General features: G+C 68.3%; 26 protein-coding genes. 4 read left to right on the forward strand and 22 right to left on the reverse strand.

The window, feature by feature from the left end:
• Positions 1–88: 88 nt before the first annotated feature.
• The 10 genes from HMPREF3113_RS15480 to glnA all read right to left on the reverse strand — a co-directional run bounded on the left by HMPREF3113_RS15480 (position 89) and on the right by glnA (position 10,018).
• Positions 89–724, reverse strand: coding sequence for a superoxide dismutase family protein (locus HMPREF3113_RS15480; RefSeq protein WP_070473799.1), 636 nt, complete (start codon positions 722–724; stop codon positions 89–91).
• 53 nt (positions 725–777) lie between these two features.
• Positions 778–1,344 (reverse strand): superoxide dismutase family protein, encoded by a 567-nt coding sequence (locus tag HMPREF3113_RS15485; RefSeq protein WP_070473801.1) that lies wholly within the window; start codon positions 1,342–1,344, stop codon positions 778–780.
• Positions 1,345–1,437: 93 nt separating this feature from the next.
• A complete protein-coding gene (gene ntrC / locus HMPREF3113_RS15490; RefSeq protein ID WP_070473803.1) occupies positions 1,438–2,889 on the reverse strand; it encodes a nitrogen regulation protein NR(I) in 1,452 nt (483 codons plus the stop codon).
• Positions 2,882–3,940, reverse strand: coding sequence for a two-component system sensor histidine kinase NtrB (locus HMPREF3113_RS15495; RefSeq protein WP_070473806.1), 1,059 nt, complete (start codon positions 3,938–3,940; stop codon positions 2,882–2,884). Before HMPREF3113_RS15495 ends, ntrC begins: the two co-directional genes overlap by 8 nt.
• Before the next feature lie 54 nt (positions 3,941–3,994).
• Positions 3,995–4,345: a VOC family protein gene (locus HMPREF3113_RS15500; RefSeq protein ID WP_070473808.1), complete on the reverse strand. Its 351-nt coding sequence runs from the start codon at positions 4,343–4,345 to the stop codon at positions 3,995–3,997.
• Between the two features lie 61 nt (positions 4,346–4,406).
• Positions 4,407–5,522 (reverse strand): murein transglycosylase A, encoded by a 1,116-nt coding sequence (locus HMPREF3113_RS15505; RefSeq protein WP_254427820.1) that lies wholly within the window; start codon positions 5,520–5,522, stop codon positions 4,407–4,409.
• A gap of 59 nt (positions 5,523–5,581) precedes the next feature.
• A complete protein-coding gene (locus HMPREF3113_RS15510; RefSeq protein ID WP_070473812.1) occupies positions 5,582–6,331 on the reverse strand; it encodes an N-acetylmuramoyl-L-alanine amidase in 750 nt (249 codons plus the stop codon).
• A 139-nt stretch (positions 6,332–6,470) separates the two neighbouring features.
• Positions 6,471–7,904 carry an ammonium transporter gene (amt, locus tag HMPREF3113_RS15515; protein ID WP_070473814.1) on the reverse strand — a complete coding sequence of 478 codons (1,434 nt, stop codon included), beginning with the start codon at positions 7,902–7,904 and terminating at the stop codon, positions 6,471–6,473.
• Positions 7,905–7,922: 18 nt separating this feature from the next.
• Positions 7,923–8,261 carry a P-II family nitrogen regulator gene (locus HMPREF3113_RS15520; protein WP_019184907.1) on the reverse strand — a complete coding sequence of 113 codons (339 nt, stop codon included), beginning with the start codon at positions 8,259–8,261 and terminating at the stop codon, positions 7,923–7,925.
• Positions 8,262–8,608: 347 nt separating this feature from the next.
• Positions 8,609–10,018 carry a type I glutamate--ammonia ligase gene (gene glnA, locus HMPREF3113_RS15525; RefSeq protein ID WP_019184908.1) on the reverse strand — a complete coding sequence of 470 codons (1,410 nt, stop codon included), beginning with the start codon at positions 10,016–10,018 and terminating at the stop codon, positions 8,609–8,611.
• 222 nt (positions 10,019–10,240) lie between these two features.
• Here glnA and HMPREF3113_RS15530 point away from each other — a divergent pair, with 222 nt between their 5' ends.
• Both HMPREF3113_RS15530 and HMPREF3113_RS15535 read left to right on the forward strand, forming a co-directional pair.
• The gene (locus tag HMPREF3113_RS15530; protein WP_026070060.1) at positions 10,241–11,035 is read left to right on the forward strand and encodes an undecaprenyl-diphosphate phosphatase; all 795 of its coding nucleotides are present in this window, start codon (positions 10,241–10,243) and stop codon (positions 11,033–11,035) included.
• Positions 11,036–11,106: 71 nt separating this feature from the next.
• The gene (locus tag HMPREF3113_RS15535; protein WP_026070061.1) at positions 11,107–11,931 is read left to right on the forward strand and encodes an META and DUF4377 domain-containing protein; all 825 of its coding nucleotides are present in this window, start codon (positions 11,107–11,109) and stop codon (positions 11,929–11,931) included.
• Positions 11,932–12,134: 203 nt separating this feature from the next.
• Here the strand turns inward: HMPREF3113_RS15535 and HMPREF3113_RS15540 are convergent, their stop codons facing one another.
• From HMPREF3113_RS15540 to HMPREF3113_RS15580, 9 genes are all read right to left on the reverse strand, one after another.
• Positions 12,135–12,746 carry a YbhB/YbcL family Raf kinase inhibitor-like protein gene (locus tag HMPREF3113_RS15540; protein ID WP_019184911.1) on the reverse strand — a complete coding sequence of 204 codons (612 nt, stop codon included), beginning with the start codon at positions 12,744–12,746 and terminating at the stop codon, positions 12,135–12,137.
• 10 nt (positions 12,747–12,756) lie between these two features.
• Positions 12,757–14,826, reverse strand: coding sequence for a tetratricopeptide repeat protein (locus tag HMPREF3113_RS15545; RefSeq protein WP_070473816.1), 2,070 nt, complete (start codon positions 14,824–14,826; stop codon positions 12,757–12,759).
• 60 nt (positions 14,827–14,886) lie between these two features.
• Entirely contained in the window at positions 14,887–15,882 is a 996-nt protein-coding gene (locus HMPREF3113_RS15550) for a YheT family hydrolase (protein WP_175440364.1), read from the reverse strand.
• 56 nt (positions 15,883–15,938) lie between these two features.
• Entirely contained in the window at positions 15,939–16,730 is a 792-nt protein-coding gene (locus HMPREF3113_RS15555) for a lysophospholipid acyltransferase family protein (RefSeq protein ID WP_019184914.1), read from the reverse strand.
• 181 nt (positions 16,731–16,911) lie between these two features.
• Positions 16,912–17,349 (reverse strand): hotdog fold thioesterase, encoded by a 438-nt coding sequence (locus tag HMPREF3113_RS15560; RefSeq protein ID WP_019184915.1) that lies wholly within the window; start codon positions 17,347–17,349, stop codon positions 16,912–16,914.
• 25 nt (positions 17,350–17,374) lie between these two features.
• Positions 17,375–19,408 (reverse strand): phospholipase D family protein, encoded by a 2,034-nt coding sequence (locus HMPREF3113_RS15565; RefSeq protein WP_070473820.1) that lies wholly within the window; start codon positions 19,406–19,408, stop codon positions 17,375–17,377.
• Positions 19,405–19,962 carry a YceI family protein gene (locus HMPREF3113_RS15570; RefSeq protein WP_051010531.1) on the reverse strand — a complete coding sequence of 186 codons (558 nt, stop codon included), beginning with the start codon at positions 19,960–19,962 and terminating at the stop codon, positions 19,405–19,407. Before HMPREF3113_RS15570 ends, HMPREF3113_RS15565 begins: the two co-directional genes overlap by 4 nt.
• Positions 19,963–20,004: 42 nt before the next feature.
• A complete protein-coding gene (locus HMPREF3113_RS15575) occupies positions 20,005–20,481 on the reverse strand; it encodes a SixA phosphatase family protein (RefSeq protein WP_070473822.1) in 477 nt (158 codons plus the stop codon).
• Between the two features lie 13 nt (positions 20,482–20,494).
• Positions 20,495–21,127 carry a ParA family protein gene (locus tag HMPREF3113_RS15580; RefSeq protein ID WP_019184919.1) on the reverse strand — a complete coding sequence of 211 codons (633 nt, stop codon included), beginning with the start codon at positions 21,125–21,127 and terminating at the stop codon, positions 20,495–20,497.
• A gap of 132 nt (positions 21,128–21,259) precedes the next feature.
• Here HMPREF3113_RS15580 and HMPREF3113_RS15585 point away from each other — a divergent pair, with 132 nt between their 5' ends.
• The gene (locus HMPREF3113_RS15585) at positions 21,260–22,744 is read left to right on the forward strand and encodes an AAA family ATPase (protein ID WP_070473824.1); all 1,485 of its coding nucleotides are present in this window, start codon (positions 21,260–21,262) and stop codon (positions 22,742–22,744) included.
• Positions 22,745–22,777: 33 nt separating this feature from the next.
• On the opposite strand, the gene HMPREF3113_RS15590 is transcribed toward HMPREF3113_RS15585, so the two are convergent.
• From HMPREF3113_RS15590 to HMPREF3113_RS15600, 3 genes are all read right to left on the reverse strand, one after another.
• Entirely contained in the window at positions 22,778–23,710 is a 933-nt protein-coding gene (locus tag HMPREF3113_RS15590; RefSeq protein WP_070473826.1) for an AEC family transporter, read from the reverse strand.
• A gap of 108 nt (positions 23,711–23,818) precedes the next feature.
• Entirely contained in the window at positions 23,819–24,457 is a 639-nt protein-coding gene (locus HMPREF3113_RS15595) for a tetratricopeptide repeat protein (RefSeq protein WP_019184922.1), read from the reverse strand.
• Between the two features lie 92 nt (positions 24,458–24,549).
• Complete coding sequence (locus HMPREF3113_RS15600; protein WP_019184923.1) at positions 24,550–25,176, reverse strand: DUF938 domain-containing protein; 627 nt, start codon at positions 25,174–25,176, stop codon at positions 24,550–24,552.
• A 144-nt stretch (positions 25,177–25,320) separates the two neighbouring features.
• Here HMPREF3113_RS15600 and HMPREF3113_RS19035 point away from each other — a divergent pair.
• Positions 25,321–26,291 (forward strand): PmbA/TldA family metallopeptidase (locus tag HMPREF3113_RS19035; protein WP_302622521.1); only part of this gene is annotated, 971 nt, incomplete at its 3' end.

Below are 26,291 nucleotides of genomic sequence, written 5' to 3' on the forward strand. Positions count from 1 at the left end.
GCTGAAGCTCCTCCAGCAACACAGTTGCTACCAACGTTCAAAAAAAACGCCGGCGTTCGCCGGCGTTTTTCGTCAAACACGGCCCGGATTACGGGGCCGCTTTAATCACCGCACAGGCCAGGCGCGCACCGGCATTGCCGGTCGGCTGGGTCTTGTAGTCATCCGCGTCGGCATGGACGATCAAGCCGCGGCCGATGATGTCAAAGCCATCCCCCTTGCCGATGTTGACGTTGGTCGACACCGGGGCGTCGACCACGGCGTTGCCCTGGGCGTCGGCCTTGATGTTGGGCATGTCGCCGCCGTGATGCGGTTCGCTGGCCACGCTGCCATGGTCTTCCTGGCCCGGGTTGAAGTGGCCGCCGGCGCTGGCGCCGTCCGGCGCGCTGCAGTCGCCCTTCTCATGGATGTGGAAGCCGTGCTCGCTGTTCGGCTTCAGGCCGCTGACCTGGCCTTTCACGTGCACCTTGCCGTCAACGACGCTGAAGGTCACGGTGCCTTTGACGTCATTGCCCTGGGTGGCCGCGAGATCGGCACTGGCGGTGTGGTTGGCATGGGCTTCGCTGGTCATCGCCGGCGGTGCCTCGGGGGTCGCTTCAGCGGTCGGCTGGGCGGCAGTGGCTTCGGCGGCCGGGGGGGCTTCAGGGGTGGTGTCGGCCGGCTTGTTGCAGGCGGTCAGGCCGAGCGCGGCGATGGCAGCGAACAGCGTGGTGTGGATCAGGCGCATGTGGATCTCCTTGCGGGTAGCGTTGATAGAAACGACGTCGTGGGAGGGCGCGATCAGCGCACGACCCGGATGACGCCGCAGGCAATGCGGGCGCCGGCGTTGCCGGCCGGCTGGCTGCGGTAATCGTCGGCGTTGGCGTGCACGATCAGTGCACGCCCGGCGATATCGGTGGCTGCGCCGCCGCCAAGCGTAACCGCTGGCAGGCGGATGTCGACATTGACGCGACCCTGCGCATCGGCGCGCAGGTTGTCCATGTCACCGGCGTGATGCGCACCGGCACTGTTGCGGCCGTGCGGCTGACCGGCGGGATTGAAATGCGCGCCAGCGCTGCTCGCGTCGACCGCACTGCAGTCGCCGCGCTCATGCACGTGGAACCCGGCCACCTGCAGCGGCTGCAGGCCACCGATGACCCCGGTGATGTGCACGCCGCGGGCATCCGGCACCAGCGCCAGGCGACCACTGACCAGACTGGCCGAGGCCGGCGACAGGTTGGCCTCGGCCATCTGCGCGGTGCTGACCACCGGTACGACGGGGGCGACGGGGCGCGGCGGCGGTGTGCTGCCGCAGGCGGCCAGACCGACCGTGATCGCCGCAGCGAGGACGACATGGGAACTGCGCATGGGAAGACTCCTTGGTTGCAAACTAACCGTGTGCTCGTCCACAGGCCATGAAAGCGGCCCGGACATGGCGCACACGCGGTGTGGACATGCGGTTCATCCGCCGCGACGGCGGCCGGCGCCGAGCTTGCGGGTCAGGGTGTTGCGGCCCATGCCCAGCCGCGCGGCGGCCTCGGCACGGCGGCCGTGGGTGATCTGCAGCGCCGCTTCGAGCAGGGCCTGGTCGACCCGGTCACGCACCTGCGCGTGCAGGCCTTCGGCACCTTCGGCCAGACGCTGGCGCGCCCATGCCGAGAGCAACGTTTCCCACTGCCCCGGATCGCCGGCACTGCGCGAGCGCGGTGCGCCGGCACCGCGGTGCAGTGCGCTGTCCACATCGGCCACGCCGATGCTGTCGGCCGCGGCAAGCGCCGCCATGCGCCAGCACACGTTCTCCAGCTCACGCACGTTGCCGGGCCAATCGTGTTCGCGCAGCGCCTGCAGCGCCGCCGCGGTCAGCCGCTTGGGTGGCGTATCCAGTTTGCGCGCGGCCGCGGCCAGGAAGGTCTCGGCCAGTTGCGCGACATCGTCGCGACGCTCACGCAGCGGTGGCAATCGCAACCGCACCACATCCAGCCGGTGCAGCAGATCGGCGCGGAAGCGCCCCTGCGCGACCAGCGTTTCCAGATCCTGATGGGTCGCGGCGATCACACGCACATCGACCCGGATCAACTCGCGCCCGCCGACGCGGAAGAACTCGCCCTCGGCCAGGACGCGCAGCAGGCGCGTCTGCAGCGGCAACGGCATGTCGCCGATTTCATCCAGGAACAAGGTGCCGCCATTGGCCTGCTCGAAGCGGCCGATATGGCGACGCTGTGCACCGGTGAACGCACCCGCCTCGTGGCCGAACAGCTCGCTCTCCAGCAACTCGGACGGAATCGCCGCGGTATTGAGGGCGACGAACGGCCCCTGCACGCGCGGCGACTCGTGGTGCAGCGCATGCGCGACCAGCTCCTTGCCGGTGCCGGTTTCGCCGTTGATCAAGACCGACAACGGCGCCTGCGCGAGGCGCCCGATCGCGCGGAACAGCGCGCGCATCGCCGGCGTATCGCCGACCAGCTGCGGACGCTGATCGGGCGGTATCGTGCTGGCGGTCTCGCTCGGCTCGGCCAAGGTGACATCCGGGGCCGGCAGGACGCGCTGCGCCAGGGCGACCGCATCGTCCAGATCGAATGGCTTGGACAGGAACTCCTGTGCACCGCCGCGGAAGGCACCTGCGGTGCTCGCCACATCGGTATAGGCCGACATCACGATCACCGGCAGCTGCGGATGCGCTGCCTTGAGCTTGTCGAGCAACACCAGCCCATCATCGCCGGGCATGCGGACATCGGTGAACAGCAGATCCGGCGGCACCTGCTCGGCGAGCATCGCCAGCGCGGCAGCCGCACCGTCGAACCCTTCGACACGGTAGCCGGCCTCGCGCAGCGCGGTGCACAGCACGAAGCGCACCGCGCGGTCATCGTCGACCACCCAGACGCGGTGGGCAGTGGTATCGACCTGGTCAGCCATGAGTGGCGGTGTCCTCGGCGGGGGTGCCCTGCCCGATCGGCAGCAGCACGGTGAATACGGTATGGCCCGGGCGCGAGCGGTAGGTCAGGGTGCCGCGATGCTCGCGCGCGACCTGCTGCGCCAGCGCCAGGCCCAGCCCGGTGCCCTCGGCACGACCACTGACCAGCGGCAGGAACAGGTGCTCGGCCAGGTCTTCGGGCACGCCACGGCCGTCATCGGCGATTTCCAGCCGCAGTGCCAGCGGGTGCAGCTGATCGGTGATCCGCACGCCGTGCTCCACGCGCGTGCGCAGGGTGACGGTGCCCGCACCGGCCTGGATCGCATTGCGGACCAGGTTCCACACGGCCTGGGTGAGGCGGTCGGCGTCGCCATCGAACTCGGGAATGCTGGGGTCGTAATCGCGCTGCATCCGGACGGCCCAGCCACCCTCGCTCTCGGCCAGGCGCAGCACGCGCTCCAGCGAGGCATGGATGTTGAGCGCTGCATGCGGCGCGGCCGGCGCCGGCGACAGCAGCTGCTCGAGCAGGCCGTTGAGGCGTTCGATCTCCGAGCCGATCAGCTCGATCAGTTCACGCTCGTCCGGATCGCGTTGCGCGTTGCGCCGTGCCAGCAGCTGGGCCGCGCCTTTCAACCCGGCCAGCGGGTTACGCAGCTCGTGCGCCAGACCCTTGAGCGCGGCACTGAGCGCGCTGGGCAGCGCCTGCGTGGGATCCAGCCCCGGGAATTCATCGACCGGATGCGCCTCCAGCAACCAGCCACCCTCGTCCCAGCGGCTCAGCCAGCCCTCGGCAAAGCGCGGCGCATCGCCCGGCAGCGCCAGGGCCAGCCGGTGCAGGCGCAGGGTGTCGCGCTCGTCACGGGCCAGGAAGTGGGCCAGGGCGTCGCCCTGGGCCTCCAGCGAGGCCATCGGCTGGCCCAGCAAGCGCCGCACGCTCACGCCCAGCCAGCGCGCGAAGGCGGGATTGCAGCCCACCAGGCGGCCACTGGCATCGGCCCAGGCGACCGGGGTGCCGAGGGCGTCGAGGGCGGGAGGCGGGAGCGCGGTGGTCATTGCACCAATGTAGTGCAAAACGGCAAGCCTGTTGATCCCGGTTTCCTGCCTCGCTCACGCATGCTGCAGGATGTTGACCAGCCGGCCCAACGGATCGCGGAGGTAGAACCGACGCACGCCCCACGGTTCGTTGGCTGGGCCATAGGCGATGGGGAGGTTGGCCGCGTTCACCCGACGAAGCAGTTCGTCCAGATCGTCGACCTCGATGGAGAGATCGGGCACGGCGGTACCGGAGCCGCCTTCGGACGCCACACTCACCTGGACGGTCATATCCGCGGATCCCGCATAGGTGCGGATCCAGCCGTGATCCATGACCAGCTCCAGGCCGAGGATGTCCCGATAGAAACTGTCCGCGGCGGACGGATCGGACGCGGCGATATTGGCGATGATGCGTTTGACCTTCATGAGCCCTCCCGGGCGCTGCAACAACCGCACGTATACCCGCCTCCACCAGATCCGCGCGTCGTCAGTTCGCCGTGACCGGCGCCTTCGGCAACGCCACGCCCTTCGGCCACAACATCCAGATCGTGCCCTTCTGCTTCATGTGCCCCGCCAGTTCGCCGGCCGCATCGCCGGTGCCCCAGAACAGGTCCGCGCGGACCTCACCGGTGATGGCACCGCCGGTATCCTGCGCGGCGACCGGGCGCACCAGCGCGGTGCCGCCCGGGCGCGTGGTGGACAGCCACAGCAGGCTGCCCAACGGCACCACGTTGCGATCCACGGCAACGCTGTAGCCGGCGGTCAGCGGCACGTTCAACGAGCCGCGCGGGCCTTCGTCGCTGTCCGGGCCGCGGGTGAAGAACACATAGCTGGGATTGCTGGCAAGCAGTTCGGGCACACGGGTCGGGTGGGCATCGGCCCAGGCGCGGATGGCGGCCATGCTGACGTCGGCTTGCTTCAGTTCACCCTGCTCCACCAGCCAGCGGCCGATGGGGCGATAGGGATGGCCATTCTGGTCGGCGTAGGCGATCCGCAGCTGACGGCCATCGGCCAGCTGGACGCGGCCCGATCCCTGGATCTGCAGGAACTGCAGGTCCATCGGGCTGGTCAGCCAGGCCAGTACGGGTGCCTTGACGCCGTTCGCGGCGATCCGCGCGGCATCGTCATACGGCTTGAGCACGCGCCCTTCCACGCGTCCGCGCAGGCGCTTGCCCTTGAGTTCGGGATAAAGACTCTCGAGCTGGACGCTGATCATGTCGTCGGGCACACCGTACACCGGCACCGCCGCCTTGGCGGTGCGGGTGAGGCTGCCGGCATAGATCGGCTCGTAGTAACCGGTGATCAGGCCATCGGCCCGGTTGCCACCGGCGCGCAGGGCATAGACGTCGAGATTCGCCTGCAGGAACTGGCGGATGGCGGCCGGCGTGGTGGCAACCTTGGCGGCCGCGGCGCAGGTGGGTGCCCAGTTGGCCTCTGTCTTCAGGCGCGGGCAGGCACTGCGCCAGGCGGCGAAGCCGGCCTGCAGATCGGCGTCCGCGACGGCGGGCAATGCGTTCCAACTCGTCTTTGCGTAGGTGCTGGTGGGCACGGTCGCTGGCGATGACGCAGGGCGCTGCGGCGCGACCGCGCAGGCGCTCAACATGGCCAACCCGACCCCCGACAGCGCGGCGTGCTTGAGTGCGTGGCGAAGGGAATCGGACTTCATGGGCGGCGTTCCTGTTGCAGCAGCAGCGAGTGCAGGATGCGGGCGTCTTCGGCATCAAGATCTGCGGGAAGATCGTCGCGCCCGCGGAAGCGGCGATGGAAGGCGCCGACGGCGGCCGCCCGGTCGTCCATCGGGTAGCCGAAGGCCTGCAGGGCCATCCAGGCATCAAAGCCGGCCGGTGCCGGGCCATCGGCTGCGCGCGGCCATACGCCGAAACCGGCTTCGGCCAGTTGCTGCCACGGGAAGAAACGGCTGGGATCCTGCTTGCGCGAGGGGGCCAGATCGGCATGCGCGATGATCTGGCTGGGCGGAATGCGCAGGCGCGTGCACAGGTCATCCAGCAGGCGGATCAGGGCCGCGATCTGTGCCGGTGCGAACGGCGTGTCGCCATCGTTGTCGATCTCGATGCCGATCGAGGCCGAGTTGAGATCGGTGATCGTCCCCCAGCGACCGGGACCGGCATGCCAGGCGCGCCGGTCATCGCCGACCAGTTGGTAGATGTGGCCATCGGCCCCGACCAGATAGTGCGAACTGACCTTGCCGCCGCTGTTGGCGCTGCGCAGCGTGTCCAGGCTCTGCTGCACGGAATGCTGATCGGTGTGGTGCAGCACGATCACCACCGGCGCGCGCGCGTTGTGGTTCGGCGACGGCACCCAGGTGGCGAGCGGGCTGCGGACCTCGGTGCTGGCGCAGGCGGCGAGCAGCAGAAGGGCGAGCAGTGCGAGGGAAGTACGGGTCACGTGCATGCCTGCATTGTGCGTGATTGCACGATCAGCTGCCAAAGCACGGTAATGCCCGGCAGGCGCCCACAAAAAACCGGCGACCCGAAGGCCGCCGGCAAAGGTAGAACATCTCTCTCGTTTCTAATGCGGTAGCGCGCGCGGATCAGGCCTCGTAGGCCGACTCGCCGTGCGAGGTGACGTCCAGGCCGGTGCGCTCTGCTTCTTCAGTGACGCGCAGGCCAAACACCATGCGCACCACCAGCAGGATCAGCACGGTGGCTACGGCACACCAGACGATGGTGAAGCCGACGCTGACCAGCTGCACCCAGACCTGGTGGCCGATGTCCAGGTCGGCCTTGGTGCCGCCCAGCGATTGCGCGCTGAACACACCGGTGAGCAGCGCACCGACGATGCCGCCGATGCCGTGCACGCCGAACACATCGGCGGTGTCATCGACCTTGAGCAGGCGCTTGAGGCCGGTGACGCCCCAGACGCAGACCACGCCGGCGACCAGGCCGATCACGATCGCGCCCAGCGGGCCGACGGTGCCGCAGGCCGGGGTGATGCCGACCAGGCCGGCGACGGCGCCGGAGGCAGCGCCCAGCGCGGACGGCTTGCCCTTGCTGACCGCTTCGACCAGGGTCCAGCCCAGTACCGCGGCGGCGGTGGCGAGGATGGTGTTGATGAAGGCCAGCGAGGCGACGGTGTCGGCGGCGGCGGCCGAGCCGGCGTTGAAGCCGAACCAGCCCACCCACAGCAGCATCGCGCCGATGTAGGTGAACGGCACGTTGTGCGGCTTCAATGCGGTCTGGCCGTAGCCGATGCGCTTGCCGACGAAGTACGCCCCCACCAGGCCCGCCACGCCGGCATTGATGTGGACCACGGTGCCACCGGCGAAGTCGATCGCGCCCATCTCACCCAGATAGCCGCCGCCCCACACGATGTGCGCCATCGGGATGTAGCTCAGGGTGAACCACAGGGCCGAGAACAGCAGCACGGCCTTGAACTTGATGCGCTCGGCGAACGCACCGACGATCAGCGCGGTGGTAATGCCGGCGAAGGTCGACTGGAAGGCGACGAACAGGTAGTCCGGCAGGCCGGCGATCGGCGTGTTGCCGACGGTATCCGGGCCGAAGCCCTTGAGGAAGGCGAACTCGGTGAACGAGCCGAAGAAGGCGTTGCCTTGGCTGAACACCGCGCTGTAGCCGTAGGCCACCCACAGCATCAGCACCAGCGAGAACACCACCAGGATCTGGCTGAGGATGGACAGCACGTTCTTGGAGCGCACCAGGCCGCCGTAGAACAGGGCCAGGCCCGGCACCACCATCAGCAGCACCAGCAGGGTGGAGGTGAGCATCCAGGCGACATCGCCGTGATCGAACGTGGCCGCCGCGGCGGCTTCGGCGACCGGGGCGGCCGTGGCTTCCGGCGTGGCCGGCAGCGGCTCGACCGCGACCGTCTCCGACGGTGCCGGGGTAACCTGGGCCTGGGCGTGCGCACTGGTGGAGAAGGCACCGACGGCCAGCGCGCTGAGCACCATCATCAGGCACACGGCATGGAACCGGGCTTGCCACCCGGTGAACAAAGAGGTCTTCATTGTGGGCTCCGAGTGGGGTTAGAGCGCGTCAGCGCCGATTTCGCCGGTGCGGATGCGGACGACCTGTTCGACCGCGGTGACAAAGATCTTGCCGTCGCCGATCTTGCCGGTGCCGGCCGCGGTCTGGATGGCCTCGACCACGGCCTCCAGGCGATCGTCGGTCACGACGGTCTCGATCTTGATCTTCGGCAGGAAATCCACGACGTACTCCGCGCCGCGATACAACTCGGTGTGGCCCTTCTGGCGCCCGAAGCCTTTGACTTCGGTCACGGTGATGCCCGACACGCCAGCGTCGGAGAGGGCCTCGCGGACCTCGTCGAGCTTGAACGGCCGGATGATGGCGGAGATCAGTTTCATGCGCATATCCCGATGGTGGATGGAACCGGCCCGCATGGGGCCGATGTCAGGTCAACCGGCGGCCACTTGCACATGGCCGCCGGTCGTTGCGCCGAACGTTGCATGGGCCACGCCGTTGCCGACGCCCGAAGGGCGACGCCAGCGGTGACGCGGGAGGGAGGAAGGGCCCATGACACGCGTCCGGTCTCTTGCCCCTGGTGGTAGAGCGGACCAACGGTCCGCTCTACCTTTTTCAGCGGACCGACGGTCCGCTCTACAACATGGTCGCCTTGCCGGCTCCCCAGCCGGAAAAGCGGCGACGATGACGAAGGGTGGGAGGGAAATCCTTCGTCATCGTCACCTGTTGCTCAGTTCGCGTAGTACATCTGGTACTCGAGCGGGTGGGTCGCCGCGCGGAACTTGGTGACTTCCTGCATCTTCAGCGCGATGTAGCCGTCGATGAAGTCGTCGCTCATCACGCCACCGGCCTTGAGGAACTCGCGGTCCTTGTCCAGCGCTTCCAGGGCCTGGTCCAGCGAGGAGCAGACCTGCGGGATCAGCTTCTCTTCTTCCGGCGGCAGGTCGTACAGATCCTTGTCGCTCGGTGCGCCCGGGTCGATCTGGTTCTTGATGCCGTCCAGGCCGGCCATCATCAGCACGGTGAAGGTCAGGTAGCCGGACTGGATCGGATCGGGGAAGCGCATTTCGATGCGGCGCGCCTTCGGGTTGGACACCCACGGAATGCGGCACGAGGCGGAACGGTTGCGGGCCGAGTAGGCCAGCATCACCGGGGCTTCGAAGCCCGGGACCAGGCGCTTGTAGCTGTTGGTGCCGGAGTTGGCGAAGGCATTGATCGCCTTGGCGTGCTTGAAGATGCCGCCGATGTACCACAGCGCCAGCTGGCTCAGGCCGCCGTAGCCATCACCGGAGAACAGGTTGGTGCCGCCCTTGGAGAGCGACTGGTGCACGTGCATGCCGCTGCCGTTGTCGCCGACCAGCGGCTTGGGCATGAAGGTGGCGGTCTTGCCGTTGCGGTGGGCAACGTTCTTGATGACGTGCTTCATGCGCAGCAGTTCATCGGCCTTCTGCACCAGGGTGCTGAACTTGGTGCCGATTTCGCACTGGCCGGCGGTCGCCACTTCGTGGTGCTGCACTTCCACTTCGATGCCGACCTGTTCCAGGGTCTTGCACATTTCCGCACGCAGGTCGTGCAGCGAATCGGTCGGCGGGACCGGGAAGTAGCCGCCCTTGACGGCCGGACGGTAGCCGCTGTTGGCGCCGTCGTACTTGTCACCGGTGCTCCAGGCCGCTTCTTCGGAATCGATCTTGAAGAAGGTGTGGCCCATGTCGTTGGCGAAGCGGACCGAATCGAAGATGAAGAACTCCGGCTCCGGACCGAAGAAGGCCTGCTCGGCGATGCCGGAGGACTTCAGGTAGGCCTCGGCGCGCTTGGCGATGCCGCGCGGGCAGCGGCCGTACGGCTGCATGGTGGCCGGATCGAGGATGTCGCAGCTGATGACCAGGGTCGGGTCGGCGTAGAACGGGTCGATGTAGGCGCTGGACGGGTCCGGCAGCAGGACCATGTCCGACTCGTTGATGCCCTTCCAGCCGGCGATCGAGCTGCCATCGAACATCTTGCCTTCTTCAAACAGCGACGGCTCCACGATGCTGACCGGGAAGGTGACGTGCTGCTCGATACCACGCATATCGACGAAACGCAGGTCGACGAACTCGATCTGGTTGTCCTTGATCAGCTTCTCAACATTTTCCACGGACATCGGTGAAACCTCAGATGGGTGATTGCCTGAGTGGATAGAGCAATCCCCGTGCCAACTTTTCAGACTTCACAAACCCTTGATTTCACTGGGCTGCCCGACCCCGCAGTGCACGGCTATCCGCACCAAAATAGTGCGCGCCCTGCACCACGCACACATTTGGTGCGGGACGCGGATGTTTTATGCTGCCTCCCGATTTCACCCATTCCGAGCCCCAGCCCCCCGATGTCCGACCTGCTCTCCGCCCTCCTTCTGGGCATTCTTGAAGGCCTCACCGAATTCCTGCCGATCTCCAGCACCGGCCACCTGCTGATCGCCCAGCACTGGTTGGGCGCACGCTCGGACTTCTTCAACATCATCATCCAGGCCGGCGCGATCCTGGCGATCACGCTGGTGTTCCGGCAGCGGCTGTGGACCCTGGCGACCGGCCTGCATGAGCGCGCCAACCGCGATTACGTGCTCAAGCTCGGCACCGCCTTCCTGGTCACCGCCGTGGTCGGCCTGCCGGTCCGCCTGGCCGGCTGGGAACTGCCGGAGACGGTCACGCCGGTAGCCTGGGCACTGATCATCGGCGGCCTGTGGATGATCCTGGTGGAGGCCTACACCGCACGCCTGCCCGAGCGCGATGAGGTGACCTGGAAGGTCGCCATCCTGGTCGGTGTGGCGCAGGTGGTGGCCGGTGTGTTCCCGGGCACCTCGCGGTCGGCGGCGGCGATCTTCATCGCGATGCTGTTCGGCCTGAGCCGCCGCGCGAAAGCCACCGAGTTCGTGTTCCTGGTCGGCATCCCGACCATGTTCGCCGCCAGCGGCTATGCCTTCCTGGAACTGGCCAAGGACGGCAAGCTCGCCAGTGAGAACTGGACCGACGTCGGCGTGGCCTTCCTTGCCGCGGTCGTCACCGGCTTCATCGTAGTGAAGTGGTTGCTGGGCTACATCAAGTCGCACAAGTTCACGGCGTTCGCGGTCTACCGCATCGCACTGGGCGCGGCCTTGCTGCTCTGGTTGCCCGCTGGCAACTGAACGGCCCGGCGCCGACCTGACCCCGTTGGGGGCGCGTCGGCGTTTTTCCCCAGGTTCCCAAGGAGATGTACATGAAACGCACCCTGATGCTGATGCTGCCGCTGGCCCTGATGGCCGCCTGCAGCAACCCTTCCACCGCCCCGGCCGGCCGCGATGACCTCGCCCCGGCACCGACCGCCGCCGCCGACCAGGCTGCCGTGGCCCGCCTGGATGTGCAGCGCCTGCAGGGCAGCCATTGGCGCCTGGAATCGGCCACCGATGCAAGCGGCAAGCGCATCGATGCGCTGTTCGCCCGCGCCGACAAGCCGGTCACGCTGGACTTCAAGGATGACCGCATCGCGATCAGCAACACCTGCAACCGCATGGGCGGGGGCTACACGCTGGCCGATGGTTCGCTGACCGTCTCGCCGATGGCCTCGACCATGATGGCCTGCACCGACAAGAACCTGATGGCGCTGGACCAGGCCGTCGGCAGCCGCCTGGAAGGCGCGCTCAAGACCGAGCTGGGCGATGCCGGCCAGCTGACCCTGCGTACCGCCAACGGCGATGTGCTGGTGTTCACCCCGGAGCCGACCGCTGAGACCCGCTACGGCGGCGAAGGCGAAACGGTGTTCCTGGAGGTGGCCGCGCAGACCAAGCCGTGCCCGCACCCGCTGATCCGCGACAAGCAGTGCCTGCAGACGCGCGAGATCCGCTACGACGCCAACGGCATCAAGCAGGGCGAGCCGGGCGAGTGGCAGAACTTCTACGACGTCATCGAGGGCTACACCCACGAAGACGGCGTGCGCAACGTGGTGCGCGTGAAGCGCTACACGATCGCCAACCCACCGGCCGATGCCTCGTCCAACGCTTACGTGCTGGACATGGTGGTCGAGTCGGCGAACGAGAAGAAATAAGAACGCAGAAGGGCGGCCGCTGGCCGCCCTTCTTCATCCTGTAGTGCCGGCCGCTGGCGGGCTCCGGACTGTAGTGCCGGCCGCTGGCCGGCTCCCGACAGCGCAGTACCGACCAACGGTCGGTACCTACCGGATGTAACGCCGACCAACGGTCGGCATCTACCGGATGTGGTGGCGACCAACGGTCGGCACCCACCGGGGGATCACGCCAGCGCCGGGTTCAACGTATACGTGCCATGCAGCGATGCTTCGGCCAGCACGTGCCCGTGCATCGCATGCAGCACATCGGCAGCCGTAAACGGCGTGGGCAGCTCCAGCTGCGCCACGTCCAGCGCGAACACGCGGAAGAAGTAGCGGTGCACGCGCTCGTCGTTGAACGGCGGGTACGGGCCGTCATAGCCCAGGTACTGGCCGGCCATGTCCGGATTGCCGGCGAACCAACCGGTGAAATCGTTCAGGCCCTGGCGGCTGCCCGCCGGGCCGGCCGGCTGGGTCTTGCCGCGCACGGTGAAGCCGTCGCTGCAGCTGCCCGCGGCCAGCGCGCGCACATCGGCCGGAATATCGGCCATCGCCCAGTGCGCGAAGTGCGCACGCGGTTGATCGCGTGGCACCGTGCAATCCTGGCGGCCGACCGTATCGGGCACGGTCGGCACATCCGGGTCGATGCACAGCAGCGCGAACGACCGGGTGCCGGCCGGCACATCGTGCCAGGCCAGCTGCGGGTTGCGGTTGGGGGCGAAGCCTTCGGCATCGCCGGCCGCGAAGGTGGCGGCGATCGGTTGGCCGTTGGTGATGCTGTCACTGCTCAGATGCATACAGGTCTCCTCATTCTTCCGGGTAACCCAGGCGCACCGCGACCGAGGTCAGCAGCGCGAACGCCGGCCCCATCACCTCGCGGTAATCGCGCCAGTGGCCGGGGGCCATGCGGGCCGGGCCCAGCGTGCCGGCCGGCGGGAAACGCATGCCGAAGTGGGCACCGAGGTACTCGGCCATCGCCTGCGGATCGTTGCCGATCTCGTCGATCTTCAACAGCGCGTGCGGGTACAGGCTCTGCTCGTGCAGGGTGGCGACCTGGGCCAGCGCACGCGCCAGCCATTCGGCCGCTTCGTGCACCGAGGTCACCGCGAGCGGGGCCGGGGCACTGAAGGCGATCCACTCCAGCAGCATGTCGCGCGGGTCGCGCAGCACGATGACCAGGCGTGCCTCCGGCAGCTGGGGGCGCAGCGCCCACAGCAGCGCGTTGTCCCACCACAGCAGCCAATCGATCACCGCCCCGTCGGCGATGCCCCGGGCTGGCAACTGGCTGCGCCACTGCTCCACCAGTGCCTCGGGCGTGAGCTTGCCGGTCGAGAGCTCCTGCAGCGTGTGATAGCGCTGGAAGGGATCGTTGGGCGGCGTCGGCCCGAAGCGGTCACCACGCATCACCGGGCTGGCGGCGGCCATCGCGGCGACCACGCGTTCAACGCCGGAGCCGGGTGCGCCCCAGATGAACAGCGGGGCGATCGCATTGTCTTCAGCCACCGGCGCAAGGTCCGGCCAGCTCAGCGGTGCCTTGGCCTGCGGCGGCAGCGGCAGGCGCTGCGGCGCCTCGGCCGCATGCAGGTCGACCCACGTCCGCAGCGCATCCTGGTACTGGCCGGCACGGTCCTGCACAGAGCCCAGCCAGGCGCGCAGCCCCGCCCGGGCATCCTCCGGGGCCGTGTCCAGCAGCGCCTGCACGCGCGCGATCGCGGCAGCCGGCTCACGCGTGAGCAGTCCATCGACCAGGCGCACTTCACCGGAAACCCGGCCCGGCTCCAGCGCGACGATGCGCTCGGCCACGGCCTCGGCCTGGTCGGCTTCGTTGTTCATGTCGTGCAGGCGCAAACGCGTTTCCAGTGCCGGCAGGTGCTCCGGCATGGCCTGCAGCCAGCGTTCGCCCACGGCCACCGCTTCCGGGCCACCCACCGGTTCCACGGTAAGGCGCGCCATCCACAGGTCATGCACCTCGGGATGATCGGCCAAGGTCGCATCCAGCGTCTCGCGGGCCTGCTGTTCACGGCCCAGGCGCTGCCACGCCATCAGCAGCAGCTGCAGCGTGTGCCGATCGGAGGGCCACTGCGCCAGCACCGGCAGCAGGTGCTCCAGCGCCTGCAACGGCTGGCCGGCCTGCAGTTCGAGCTCGCCGGCCAGGCGGCGCATGGCCGGCGTATCGCCGCCGGGCACGGCCAGGACCTGGCGCATCATGTCCGCTGCGCTCTCCAGGTTGCCCTGGCGCAGCGCGAGCTGGACGACCAGCCCCTGCAGGGCGGTGGTGGCCGGATTCAGGGCAAGTACCCGGCGGAAGGCCTGCTCGGCGAAGGCCAGCATGTCCTTGCCCAGGTAGGCAAAGCCCAGTGCGTAAAGCACCCGGGCATCATCCGGCAGCGCCTGGCTGGCCGCCGAGAGCTGGGCCAGCGCGCGATCCACCTCACCCCGGCGCAGCGCGACCATGCCCGAGAGGGCGGCCAGTTCCGGATGTTCCTCATCCACGCGCAGGCCCAGGCGGGTCAGGCGGTCGGCGTCGTCCACATCATTGCGGGCCAGTGCCAGGTGCGCCTGCATCACGTACGCGGACAGTTCGTTGGGGTTGAGTTCGGCGGTGCGGTCCAGCGCCGAGCCGGCCGCGTCGAACTGGCGCAGGGCCAGCAACAGGCCGGCCTGCTGCAGATGCAGGTCGGCGTTGTCCGGCGCCAGCGTCAGGGCCTGCTGCAGGCTGGCCAGCGCGTCATCGAACTGGCCCTGCTGCTGCAGCGACAGCGACAGCCAGCGGTGCGCCTGCGGCTGCTCCGGCTCGGCCGCGATCCACTCGCGCGCCAGCTGCACGGCATCGTCCACCGCATTGCGGCGCAGGGCTTGGAGAATCTGGTCTTGCATGACGGTCCGAACTCGAGGGCAAACCCCGATTGTAGCGGGGCCGGCCGGCCAGAACGGCTGTCAGGCCGGCGTGTTCGCCTCGATCCGCAGCCGCTGGGCCACCCAGCGTTCGGAGAAGCCATCACCACGCCAGTTTTCCAGGAAGCCGCAGTGGCCACCCCACGGGGCGATTTCCAGGTGGGCGTGGGCCGGCAGCCGCCAGCCGTTGAAGGTGGCGAACGGGATCACCGGGTCATCCTGCGCCATCAGGATGTCGGCCGGCACCTGCAGCCCGGCCAGGCGGTCGCCCGCGATGGAGTAACCATCGAAGTAGGCCTGCAGCGAACCGAACTCGGTGTGGTGCTCGACCAGCCAGGCGGTCAGCGCGCGGATGTCCAGCTTGAGCACGCGGTCGTCCCAGTCGCTCAGCTCGGGGAACAGATCGCGCTTGCGACGCAGCGAGCCGGCCCATTTGCGCCGGAAGTACCAGTCGTACATCGCCGGGCCGTTCTCGATGCTCTCCATCGTGATCGCCGGGTCCAGCACCGGGCACACCGAGGCCACGCGGCGCAGCGGCACGCCGGCCGAGGGCGCGCGCAGGGCCAGGCGCAGCACGAAGTTGCCGCCCAGCGAATAGCCGGCGGCGACCAGCGGCAGCTCGGGCCAGCGGCGGGCGATGTCACCGGCTGCGTGCACCACTTCATCGATGCGGTTGGAGTGGAAGATGCCCGGGTTGAGGTGGTGGGTATTGCCATGGTCGCGGAAATTCAGCCGCACCACGTCGTAGCCTTCTTCCAGCAGCCGCGCGGCGGTCATGCGCATGTAGCTCGATTCGGCACTGCCTTCCCAACCATGCAGCAGCAGCGCCATGCCGACCGGCTGGCGCCCCTGGAGGTAGCTGTGCCAGCCCTGCAGGCGCACGCCTTCACCGCCATCGAGGATCAGCTCGTCGGTGTGCGCGCCGGTCGCCGCCAGCAGCACCAGCCCGCGCTGCATCCGTATCCGGCTCGAGCTGAGCATCGACTGCAGGTGCGGGTTGCGCAGCCAACGCGGGGGGTGATAGTCGGCAGCGGTCAACATGGGCGCGAGCCTGCTCCCGGCCGCGACGCTGGCGTGTGAAGGACCACCACCGCTTACTCGGCGGACATGGCCGCCAGGATGCGCGCGCGCGAGGTTTCCGCGATGCGGCGACGGCCTTCCAGATCGTGGGTATCAATGGGCGCGAGGAAGTGCACCTCGGCCCGCCGTGCCGGCTCTCCCAGCAGACGCAGGAAGTTGGCGAAGAAACTCTCTTTCGGGCCGAACGCGACAATGGTCTGCGCGTCACCGCGCCAGCCGTAGCGCAACGCGACCGGCTGCACCGGGACCTGGGTCTCGACCGCGGCCTGGAAGATGCGCGCATGGAAGGGGCCGACTTCATGGCCACCGCGGGTGCGCCCTTCCGGGAACACGCCCACTGCCTTGCCCTCGCGCAGGCGCACGACCATTTCCTGCATCACCCCACCCAGCGACTCGGTGCTGCCGCGCTGGTGGAAGATGGTCTGCCCGCGCGCGGCCAGCCAGCCGACCACCGGCCAGCCGGCGATCTCCTGCTTGGCCACGAAGCCCATCATGCGCTGGCTGTGCAGCATCGAAATATCGACCCAGCTGACATGGTTGGCCACGAACAGCACCGCACCCGGCAGCGGTGTGCCGATCCGGTGCAGGCGGAAGCCGAAGATCCACATCAGCCCGCCCGACCAGGCGTTCACCGCCGCATGCTCGAACGTGCGCTGGCCCACGCGCACGCGCCCCCACGGCGGCAGCATGGCGATCAGCAGCATCGGCAGGAACAGTAACAGGTGGACCAGCAGCAGCGGTACGCGGTACAGGTAACGGCACACACGCGCCACGCCGCCACGTGAGGCCGGAGTGGGGGAATTCATCCGCGAACGATACCCGAGCGCCGCAGGCTCTGCCAGCGGAATCCGGACAAATCGATGGCAGGCCCAAGCCAGCCGCCGCACGCTGTCAAGCCAACGGCCACCGGCGGCACAACGGCCGTGCGCACATGCGCCGGCGCACTGTCATGAGCCACGCAACACAGCATCCGTGCCATGCGTGCGATCAGCCCGGGCGCACCGCGGGCACCACCGCCAGGGTCAACCGCGACGTGCAGACCAGCTTGCCGGCCGCGTCCTCGATGCGGATGTCCCACACCTGGGTGCTGCGCCCCACATGGACCGCACGCGCAGTGCCGGTGACCGTGCCGGCGCGCACCGCGCGGATGTGGTTGGCATTGATCTCCAACCCGACGCAGACCTCCCTGGTGGTATCCACGCACAGGTTGCCGGCGCTGCTGCCGAGGGTTTCGGCCAGCACGACCGATGCCCCGCCATGCAGGATGCCGTACGGCTGGCGGGTGCGTTCGTCCACCGGCATGGTGGCGCTGATCCAGTCCTCGCCCGCGGCGGTGAACACGATGCCCAGGTGCTCGATGAGCGTGTTGCGGCTGAGCGTGTTGAGCGCCTGGATCGACACCGCGTCGCGGAATACCTGGGGCATGCAGCTTCTCCGTGGGGTTGCAGATTTACAGAATCGGAACCAGCCCGGCGCCGAAGGCGGTGAGCATGCGCACCAGCAGCCACTTCGGCCCGACATTCACCTCGGGGAAATCCCCGACGGCGACGTAGCAGGTGTGGAAGGCCGGGTCCTGCCGCTTGAGCGGATCCGGGCACTCGGGCCCGGGCTGGAACTCGTAATCGGTGGCGTAGCGCCACGGCCAGAAATCGAGCACGGGCAGCGCCTCGGAGGCCTTGCCGACACTGTAGTTCAGGCCGGACAGGACCGGCGGCTTGGCACGCGGCGCGACCACCCAGGAGTTCTGCGGGTGGATGTCGCGCAGGATGCTCTGCGCCAGCGCCTCGGCGAACACCGGGTCATCGATGATCACCGCCCCTTCGGTGTTGTAGTTCTCGCTGCGCGGGTCGAAGTTGTGGGTGCCGATCACGCCGATGCGGCGATCCACCACCATCGATTTGGCATGCAGGCCCATGCGGGCGCCCTTGCGGGTGACCGGCAGCGGCTTGTTGACCGCCTTGGTGCCCAGGAACGAGGGCCGGGTTTCAGCACGCAGCACGCGGCGCTCCACTTCGCTGCCATCGGTACTGCGGCGGCGCCCGCTGGCGCTGTTGCGGTCGGCGTTGCCACGGCGCGGGCCATCGCTGGCACGGCCGTCACTGCCACCGCGCGCATTGCTGCCGGCCGCGCTGCCCCCGAGCAGACTGCTGCGCTTGCCCTGCGACGGCGGCGTCTCGGAACCCAGCGGTGCCGGCAGCAGGTTGCGGTAGTCCACCGGGGCATCGAGCGGGAACGGTTTGAACTCGTAGATGTTGAACCCGAGCTCACGCAGGTTGCGGCGTTTGTACTTGTAGGACAGCGCGTAGACGATCGGGTTGTCGGTGGCGGCCAGGCTGTTGGTGGACACCACCACGCGCGGTGCCTGCTCGCGTTTGCGCAGGTCGCGGAACAGGCGCTGCGCCGGCTTGGACAACACCAGGTACGGCGTCTGCAGCAGCACCTCGGACAGTGCGCTGGCGATCAGCGCATCCAGCTGCGGCTCGGTCACGTGCTGGCCGTTGGCCGGCTGGCTGGCACGTTCGCGGCGATGCTTGCGCGGCAGATCGGCGACGTACTGCACCGAGGCCACCGGCAGGGCGGTATCGACGAAGGTGCGGCGCACGTAGTCCGGATCGTCGGCCTCTTCACTGACCCGCTCGACCCGCTCGGGCCGCCGGAAGTCGGCCGGCGGCATGGTCGGCACGCCCTGGCGGAGCAGCGTGCGGCCGACATCGTTGAGGCGCTCGGCCGGCACACTGCGCGGCGCGCGCCAGAACGCATCGAAGTTGGCGGCCATCTCACGCACTTCCGGGCCGGCCACGATCACATCGCGGTCGCGGAAGTTGTACTCGCTGTCCCAGTCGTAATAGTCGTCCTGGTAGTTGCGCCCACCGACCACGCCCAGTGCATCGTCGACCACCAGCAGCTTGTTGTGCATGCGCTGGTTGAAACGGCGGAAGCAGCACACCACGCTGGCGGCGTAATCGAAGTAGTTCAGGCGCGCCTTGCCGAAGGTCGGGTTGTAGACCCGCAGTTCGAAGTTGGCATGGCTGCCGGACAGGGCGCCGAGGATCTCCAGGTCGGAGATCGCCGAGAGCTGGTCGATCAGCACCCGCACCTTGATCCCGCGGCGTGCGGCCGCCTGCAGTTCGTCCAGGACCAGCCGGGCGCTGTCGTCCTTGTCGAAGATGTAGGTCTGCAGGTCGATGCTGCGCGTGGCGCTGCGGATCAGGTTCAAGCGCGCGACGAGGGAAACTTCCCCTTCGTCGAGGATGGTAGCGTAGTGCCGCGGCTGGCCGGCGTGCGATTCGGCGAAGGCGCGGCCACCGAGGGCACGCAGCGGCGAATCCAGCGCGCAGCGGTCCGGCTGGGCGCAATCGACCACGGTCGAACGCGCCTGTACGGCGATGCCGGCGGCACGGTCGCGCTCGGCGTTGGACAGCGAAGCACAGCCGCTGCCCAGCAACAGCGTTGCCAGCACCAACAGACGCAGCAATGGGTTCACGGTTTCGGCGCCTCGCTCAGACGCGCACGCAATACAAAGGTCACTCGATCACTCAGGGCAAGCTGCCAGCTGTCCATTCCATACCGGCCACGCTGGACGGTACCGCGGCTGACCACGTCGCAATCATACCCGGCCCGGGCACACTGCGGCGGCTCGACCCGCAGCGTTTCCGGGTGGCTGACCCCGCGCAGGATCAGCCGGCCCTGGATGCTGCCCCCCTTGTCGACCACCTCGGGCCAGTAGGGCAGCGAGTCGAACTCCACGACCGGGTAGCGGGCCGCGTCGAAGAACTCCTCGCCCCGCATCCAGCCGGTGTAGCGCGCCTTGCCGGGAATCTCGACATAGCGGGTGAACATCCGCAGGTGCACCTGGTGGCGGCCGTCGGAGAGCACTTCGATGTTGCCTTCAAAGCGGGGGAAGATGCCCTCGATGCGCTGCCCCAGCCGCGTCCGGATCTCAAACCCGAAGCGCGAGGTGGCCGTATCGAAGGCAAGGGCCTGGCTGGTGGCGGCCGGCACCGATGAGGGCGGGGCGGCATGGGCCGCCCCTGCCATCAACAGCAGCCCGACCCACGCCGCGCGGACTGCCCACACGGGTTACGGCCACCAGAAGGCGGTCAGGCTGGCCACACCCGGCTCGATGGCAGCCTCACGGTCGAAGGCCAGGACCGCGATTCCGCCCGGTGGCATGCCCCGGTAGTCACTGCTGGTGCCCTCGCTCATCAGGGCGACCAGTTGTTCCAGGCCCGGGTTGTGCCCGACCACCAGCAGGCGGTCGACGTCCCGGCGCGCATCGATCAGCCCCATCAAGGTGCCCGGGGTGGCCTCGTAGACGGCATCCTCCAGGCGCTTTTCGACGAAGCCGGTGATGCCCAGCACGGCCTCCAGGGTTTCGCGGGTACGCCGCGACGGCGAGCAGAGCACGCAGTCGGGGAGCAGGTTGTTTTCCTTCAGCCAGCGGCCGGCGGCCTCGGCTTCGGCCAGACCGACCGGCGACAGCGGGCGGTTCAGATCGGCCTGGCCGGTGCTGGCGGCTTCGGCATGGGCGTGACGCAGCAGTATCAGTTCTCGCATGGGATCTCTCGTGTCAGGCTTTCTTCAGCCACTTCAACAGCGGCTCCCAGTCACTCTGGTGCTCGCGCACCTGGGCCGAGCGGTAGTCGAACAGACTCCGTCCCAGCCCGACCATCACCACATAGCTCTGGCTGTCGCGCAACTGCGCAACGACCTCGTAAGGCCAATCGGCCAACATCTGTATCGCCTGCTGCGAGGTCTGCGTCCAGGGTTTGGTGCGGTTGAGCACCAACCCGACCGGCAGGCTGCGGTCATGGACGCGGGCCACGCGCGACAGGCTGTTGAGGAAGCCGACGATGGCTTCGATGTCCAGCGCGGAAGGCAGCACGGGAACCACCACCGCATCGGCAACGTCAAGGAAATGCGGAATATCGTCGGCCATCGCACCGGCCGGCGCATCGATGATGACTTCGTCGGTGCCGTCGGGAACCAGTCGTTCCCAGCTCTTTTTGCGGTACACGTCGATCGGCAGCACGGCGCTTTCCAGGACCGAGCGGCGTTGTGCCCAGCGTGTGCTGGAGCCCTGTGGATCGGCATCGGCCAGGACGGTCCGCTTGCCTTCCAATGCCGAATGCGCCGCCAGGTGGGTGGCGACGGTGGTTTTGCCCACCCCGCCTTTGGAACCGGCCACCAGGATCGTCTTCATGCAGGCCTCGCTTCCGGGGAACGTTTCCGCAGCCTACACCGGCGCCTGTGACGGAGATAGTCGCGGCGCTGAACCAGAACCGGCGCCCACGGCTTTGCTATCGTGGATGGTTCCAATGGACTGACCGCCCGCATGAGCGAACTACAGGACCTGAGCGCGCTGATCCGCGCCAACACCCCGCTGATCATCATCGAGACCCAGGATGAAGGCCGGGTGGTGGAGTTGTTCCGGCAGACCCTGATGCATGTCTGGCGCGCCCTGCACCGCTGGTCGATCACCGAGGGGCTGCGCCGGATCGACATGGACCGCGAGGACGACCCGGTCGGCCCGCCCGACGCCAGCGCGGCCCTGCAGATGATCCGCCAGGCCGAGCAGCGCGGCATCTACCTGCTGCTCGATTTCCATCCCTACCTGGGCTATGCCAGCCACCAGCGCGCCCTGCGCGACCTGATCCAGCGGCGCCACTGCCAGGCCCACGTGCTGGTCCTGATCGGGGCCAAGGTGGAGCTGCCGGCCGAGCTGGAAGCGCTGGCCACCCGTTTCAATCCGCGCCTGCCCGACCTCAACGCGCTGTTGAAGATGCTGCGCGAGGAAGCCGAAGCCTATGCCCGCGAACATGGCGGGCGGCGCGTGGAGGTGGACAACGAGGCGGTCCAGAAGATCCTGCACAACCTGCGCGGGCTGAGCCTGGTCGACGCGCGGCGGATCGCCCGCCAGCTGATCTTCGCCGACGGTGCGCTCAGCCAGGACGACCTGCCGCAGCTGGCCCGGCTCAAGTTCGAGCTGCTCAACCGCGCCGGACACCTGCACTACGAATACGACACCACCCGCTTCGCCGACGTGGCCGGTGCCAACCGGCTCAAGCGCTGGGTCAACCAGCGCCGCCCGGTCTTCCTCGGCGGCGCCGGCCCGGCGGGCCTGGACCCGCCCAAGGGCATGCTGCTGCTGGGCGTGCAGGGCTGCGGCAAGTCGATGCTGGCCAAGGCGACGGCCGCCGGTTTCGGCGTGCCGCTGCTGCGGCTGGATTTCGGCAGCCTGTATGACAAGTACCACGGCGAGACCGAGAAGAACCTGCGCGATGCGCTGGCCTCGGCCGAACAGCTGACGCCGTGTGTGCTGTGGATCGATGAGATCGAGAAAGGCCTGGCCAGTGGCGGCGAAGATGGTGGCGTCTCGCGCCGCGTGCTCGGCCACCTGCTGACCTGGCTGGCCGAACGCAAGGGCACGGTGTTCATCGTCGCGACCGCCAACCAGGTCCATGAGCTGCCGGCCGAGCTGCTGCGCAAGGGGCGTTTCGATGAGATCTTCTTCGTCGACCTGCCCGATGCCAACACCCGGGTGGAACTGCTGCGCCTGCACCTGGGCAAGCGCCAGCTCAACGCCGACGATTTCGCGCTGCCGGCGCTGGCGGCCGCGGCGGACGGATTCTCCGGGGCGGAGATCGAACAGGCGGTGGTCGCCGGGCTGTACGCCGCACACGCCGAATCACGCGGGCTGGATACCCAGCTGCTGATGCAGGAGATCCGCGGCAGCCGGCCGTTGTCGGTGCTGATGGCCGAGCAGGTCACCGCGCTGCGCGAGTGGGCCCGCGGGCGCACCGTCAGCGCGGACGGGTAGCGCCCGACCGTCAGCCGGCTGCCGGCTGCCTGATCATGGCGACCCAGGAAGACCGGCCCCGCGCTGCAGCACCCACACCCACGCCGGCAGCGTCACCAGCGACAGCAGGATGCCGTAGCCGACGAGCGCGGCAGCCAGGCGCGGGGCCAGGCGATGTGACATCGCCAGCGCGGCGGCGGTGATCATGGTCGGCATCGCCGACTCCAGCACATTGGCCTGCAGCATCGCACCCTGCAGGCCGAACCCCCACGAGATCGGCAGCGCCAGCGCCGGCATCACCAGCAGCTTCAACAGCAACCCGATGCCCAGCGGCTTGAGCTCGTCCAATGGCAGGCGCAGCTGGATCGAAAAACCGACCGCCAACATCACCAGCGGCAGCATCGCATCGGCCAGCTGCTTCAGCCCGGTGCCGATCCAGCCCGGCGGCTGCTCAGGCATCAGGGTCAGCGCGAACAGCAACGCCCACAGCGGCGGGAACTTCGCGATCCGCAGCAGGATCTGCGCGGCGGTGGGCGGGGTGTCGCCGCTGTAGCGCGCGATCACATACAGACCAAAGGTGGACAGCAGCACGAAGGTGCCGAACTGGTCGTAGACCACCGCATAGGGCAGGGCGTGATCGCCTAGCAGGGCACGCACCATCGGATAGCCGATGAAGCTGGAATTGGCCAGCGCCACACAGATCAGCAGCACTGCATGCACATCCCGGGCGAAGCCGAACGCGCGCGTGGCCAGGCTCACCAGTGCGAGCGTGCACAGCATCAACAGCCACGGCGTGGCGACCAGCCCGATCAGGCTGGTGTCCAGATGCAGCCGCGGGACATAGATCAGCACCGCCGCCGGCAGGCACACGTACAGCACGATGCGGTTGAGCACATCGGCCGTGTTCTCCGGCAGCGCGCGCAGGCGCGAGAACGCCATGCCCAGGCCGAGCATGGTCACGATCAGAGCGAATGCGTCGAAAGCCATCGCGACAGCCTAGCCCAATCGCCTGCATGGCATGTTCCGACCATGGTCGAAGCCCGCATCGCCCGCGCTATGGCCGGCCAGCCCGCCTGCACGGGCCGGCCTGCGGAATCATGGCCAGGCCGGTGGCTTCTCGGCCCATGCACGCTGCACCTCGGCCAGCGTGCTGCGCTCGCTGTCGCGCCAACCAGGCAGCAGTTCGGCGTAGCGATCGGCCCCACTCCACTGTTGCGGCTCGGTGCGCACGGCGGCGGCGTACCACTGCACGGCTTCGGTCTTGCGGCCCAGCGTCCACAGCGCCAGCGCGAAGGTGGGCGGCACCCATGCCGGATTCCCGCGCAGCGTGTTCTGCGCCGCGGTCCATTGCACCAACGCCGCGTCGGCCTCACCCAGCCGGAACAGATCCCAGCCGTAGTTCCAGCGCACCGACCGACCGGGCACCGAACTGGCCGATGCGGTCGTCGCGGCCTGTTCGTACAGACTGCGCCCCAACTCGGGCCGGCCCTGCGCGATCGCCACGCCGGCCAGCTGCACGGTCGCTTCCAGGCTCTTGCGGCCGCGCTCGCGCTGCTTCATCAATTGGTCGACGAGCTCCCCGCCCTGGCCCTGCACCACCACCATCGGGGCGGCCGCCACGTCGTTGTCGAAGTAGAACTCCTGCACGGCCGGCAGCGATTGCGCCGACGCGTTGAACACACACGCCCCCATGGCCAGCATCACGCCGGCCACCATCTGTCTTGCAATTGCCATGCAAACTCCCCCAGGTTGTCACAACAACCTCCCCTCCTGATCCTAACCGCAGCATGCGCCGGACACCAAGCGCGGCCGACCAGCGGTCGGCGCTAGCCGGCGCGCCGCCACACCCGCAGGCGGTTGTTGGCCGGCATCGCCACGTCCTCGATCAGCTGCAGGCCCGCCCCCGCCGCCAGCGCATCCACCGCCTCGGCGTCGCGGATGCCCGAGGCCGGGTCCCGCGCCTTGAGCCATGCGTCGAACTGGCGGTTGCTGTCGCTGCTGTACTCGCCATGGGCATTGAACGGACCGTAGATACAGAGCACGGCACCGGCCGCCATGACGGCCGGCAGCCCGGCAAACAGCGCCTGGACGTGCGCCCAGCTCATGATGTGCAGGGTGTTGGCGCTGAACACCGCATCGAACGCCAACGGCGCGTCCGGCGGCAGCGGCCCGAGCCCGGGCGCGGGGGACAACACGGCCTGCAGCGGCCACGGGGCCGGTGTGTTGGGCAGGCCCGCGGCGTCCAGCCGCTCGGCGATGCCCGGCAGGTGATCCGGATGGTCGCTCGCCTGCCACTGCAGGTGGGGCAGTGCCGCCGCGAAGGACTCGGCGTGCTGGCCGGTGCCGCTGCCGATCTCCAGCACCCGGTGGCGGTCGGCGAGGTGGCGCTGCAGCACCGCCAGGATCGGCGCGCGGTTGCGGTCGCAGGCCTCGGACCAGCGTATCTGGCTCATCGCAATGTCACATCGGCAGGGAATCGATGTCCATCCAACCATGACCGCAGTCACTTGTGCCACTGTGCGATGCCACCGAAAGTCGAAGACTTGTCCAACGCCGGCCGCCTGCGCGCCGCCGGCCGTCCTTGGGGGATGTGAGCTGTGCAACGTCGTGAGTTTCTAGCGCTGTCTGGAATGGGCCTGGCGGGCCTGGTACTGCCGCATGGCCGGCTGATCGCCGCCGAGCAGCTGCTCGAACCGGGCGATGTGGGTCGCCGCAAGGCCTTGGCCGAGGCCGCGCTTGCCGCCGCCAAACGCGCCGGTGCCAGCTACTGCGATGTGCGCATCGGCCGGTACCTCAACCAGGCGATCATCACCCGCGAGGCCAACGTCCAGAACGTCACCAACAGCGAATCCTCGGGCATCGGCATCCGGGTGATCGTCAACGGCGCCTGGGGCTTTGCCGCCACCCACCAGCAGACCCCGGCCGCGGTGCTGGCCACGGTCGAGCAGGCCGCGGCGATCGCCCGCGCCAACGCCGGCATCCAGAGCCGCCCGGTGCAGCTGGCGCCGGTGACCGGCGTGGGTGACGTGAGCTGGAAGACCCCGATCCGCAAGAACGCGATGGCGGTACCGATCAAGGACAAGGTCGAGATGCTGCTGTCGCTGAATGCGGCCGCGCTCAATGCCGGCGCCGACTTCATCAACTCCACCCTGTTCCTGGTCAACGAACAGAAGTTCTTCGCCTCCAGCGACGGCTCGTTCATCGACCAGGACGTGCATCGGATCTGGCTGCCGTTCACCGCCACCGCGATCGACAAGGCCAGCGGCAAGTTCCGTACGCGCGCCGGGCTGTCCTCGCCGATGGGCATGGGCTACGAATTCCTCGATGGCGACGCGCGCGGCAAGATCGCGTTGCCGGGCGGCGTGGTCGCCTACCGCGATTCCTACGACCCGGTCGAAGATGCCATTGCTGCCGCCCGCCACGCCCGTGAAAAGCTCAAGGCGCCGTCGGTCAAGCCGGGCAAGTACGATCTGGTGCTGGACCCGTCCAACCTGTTCCTGACCATCCATGAGAACGTCGGCCACCCGCTGGAGCTTGACCGCGTGCTCGGCTACGAAGCCAACTACGC

Source organism: Stenotrophomonas sp. HMSC10F06, assembly GCF_001807865.1.
Lineage (GTDB): Bacteria > Pseudomonadota > Gammaproteobacteria > Xanthomonadales > Xanthomonadaceae > Stenotrophomonas > Stenotrophomonas bentonitica_A.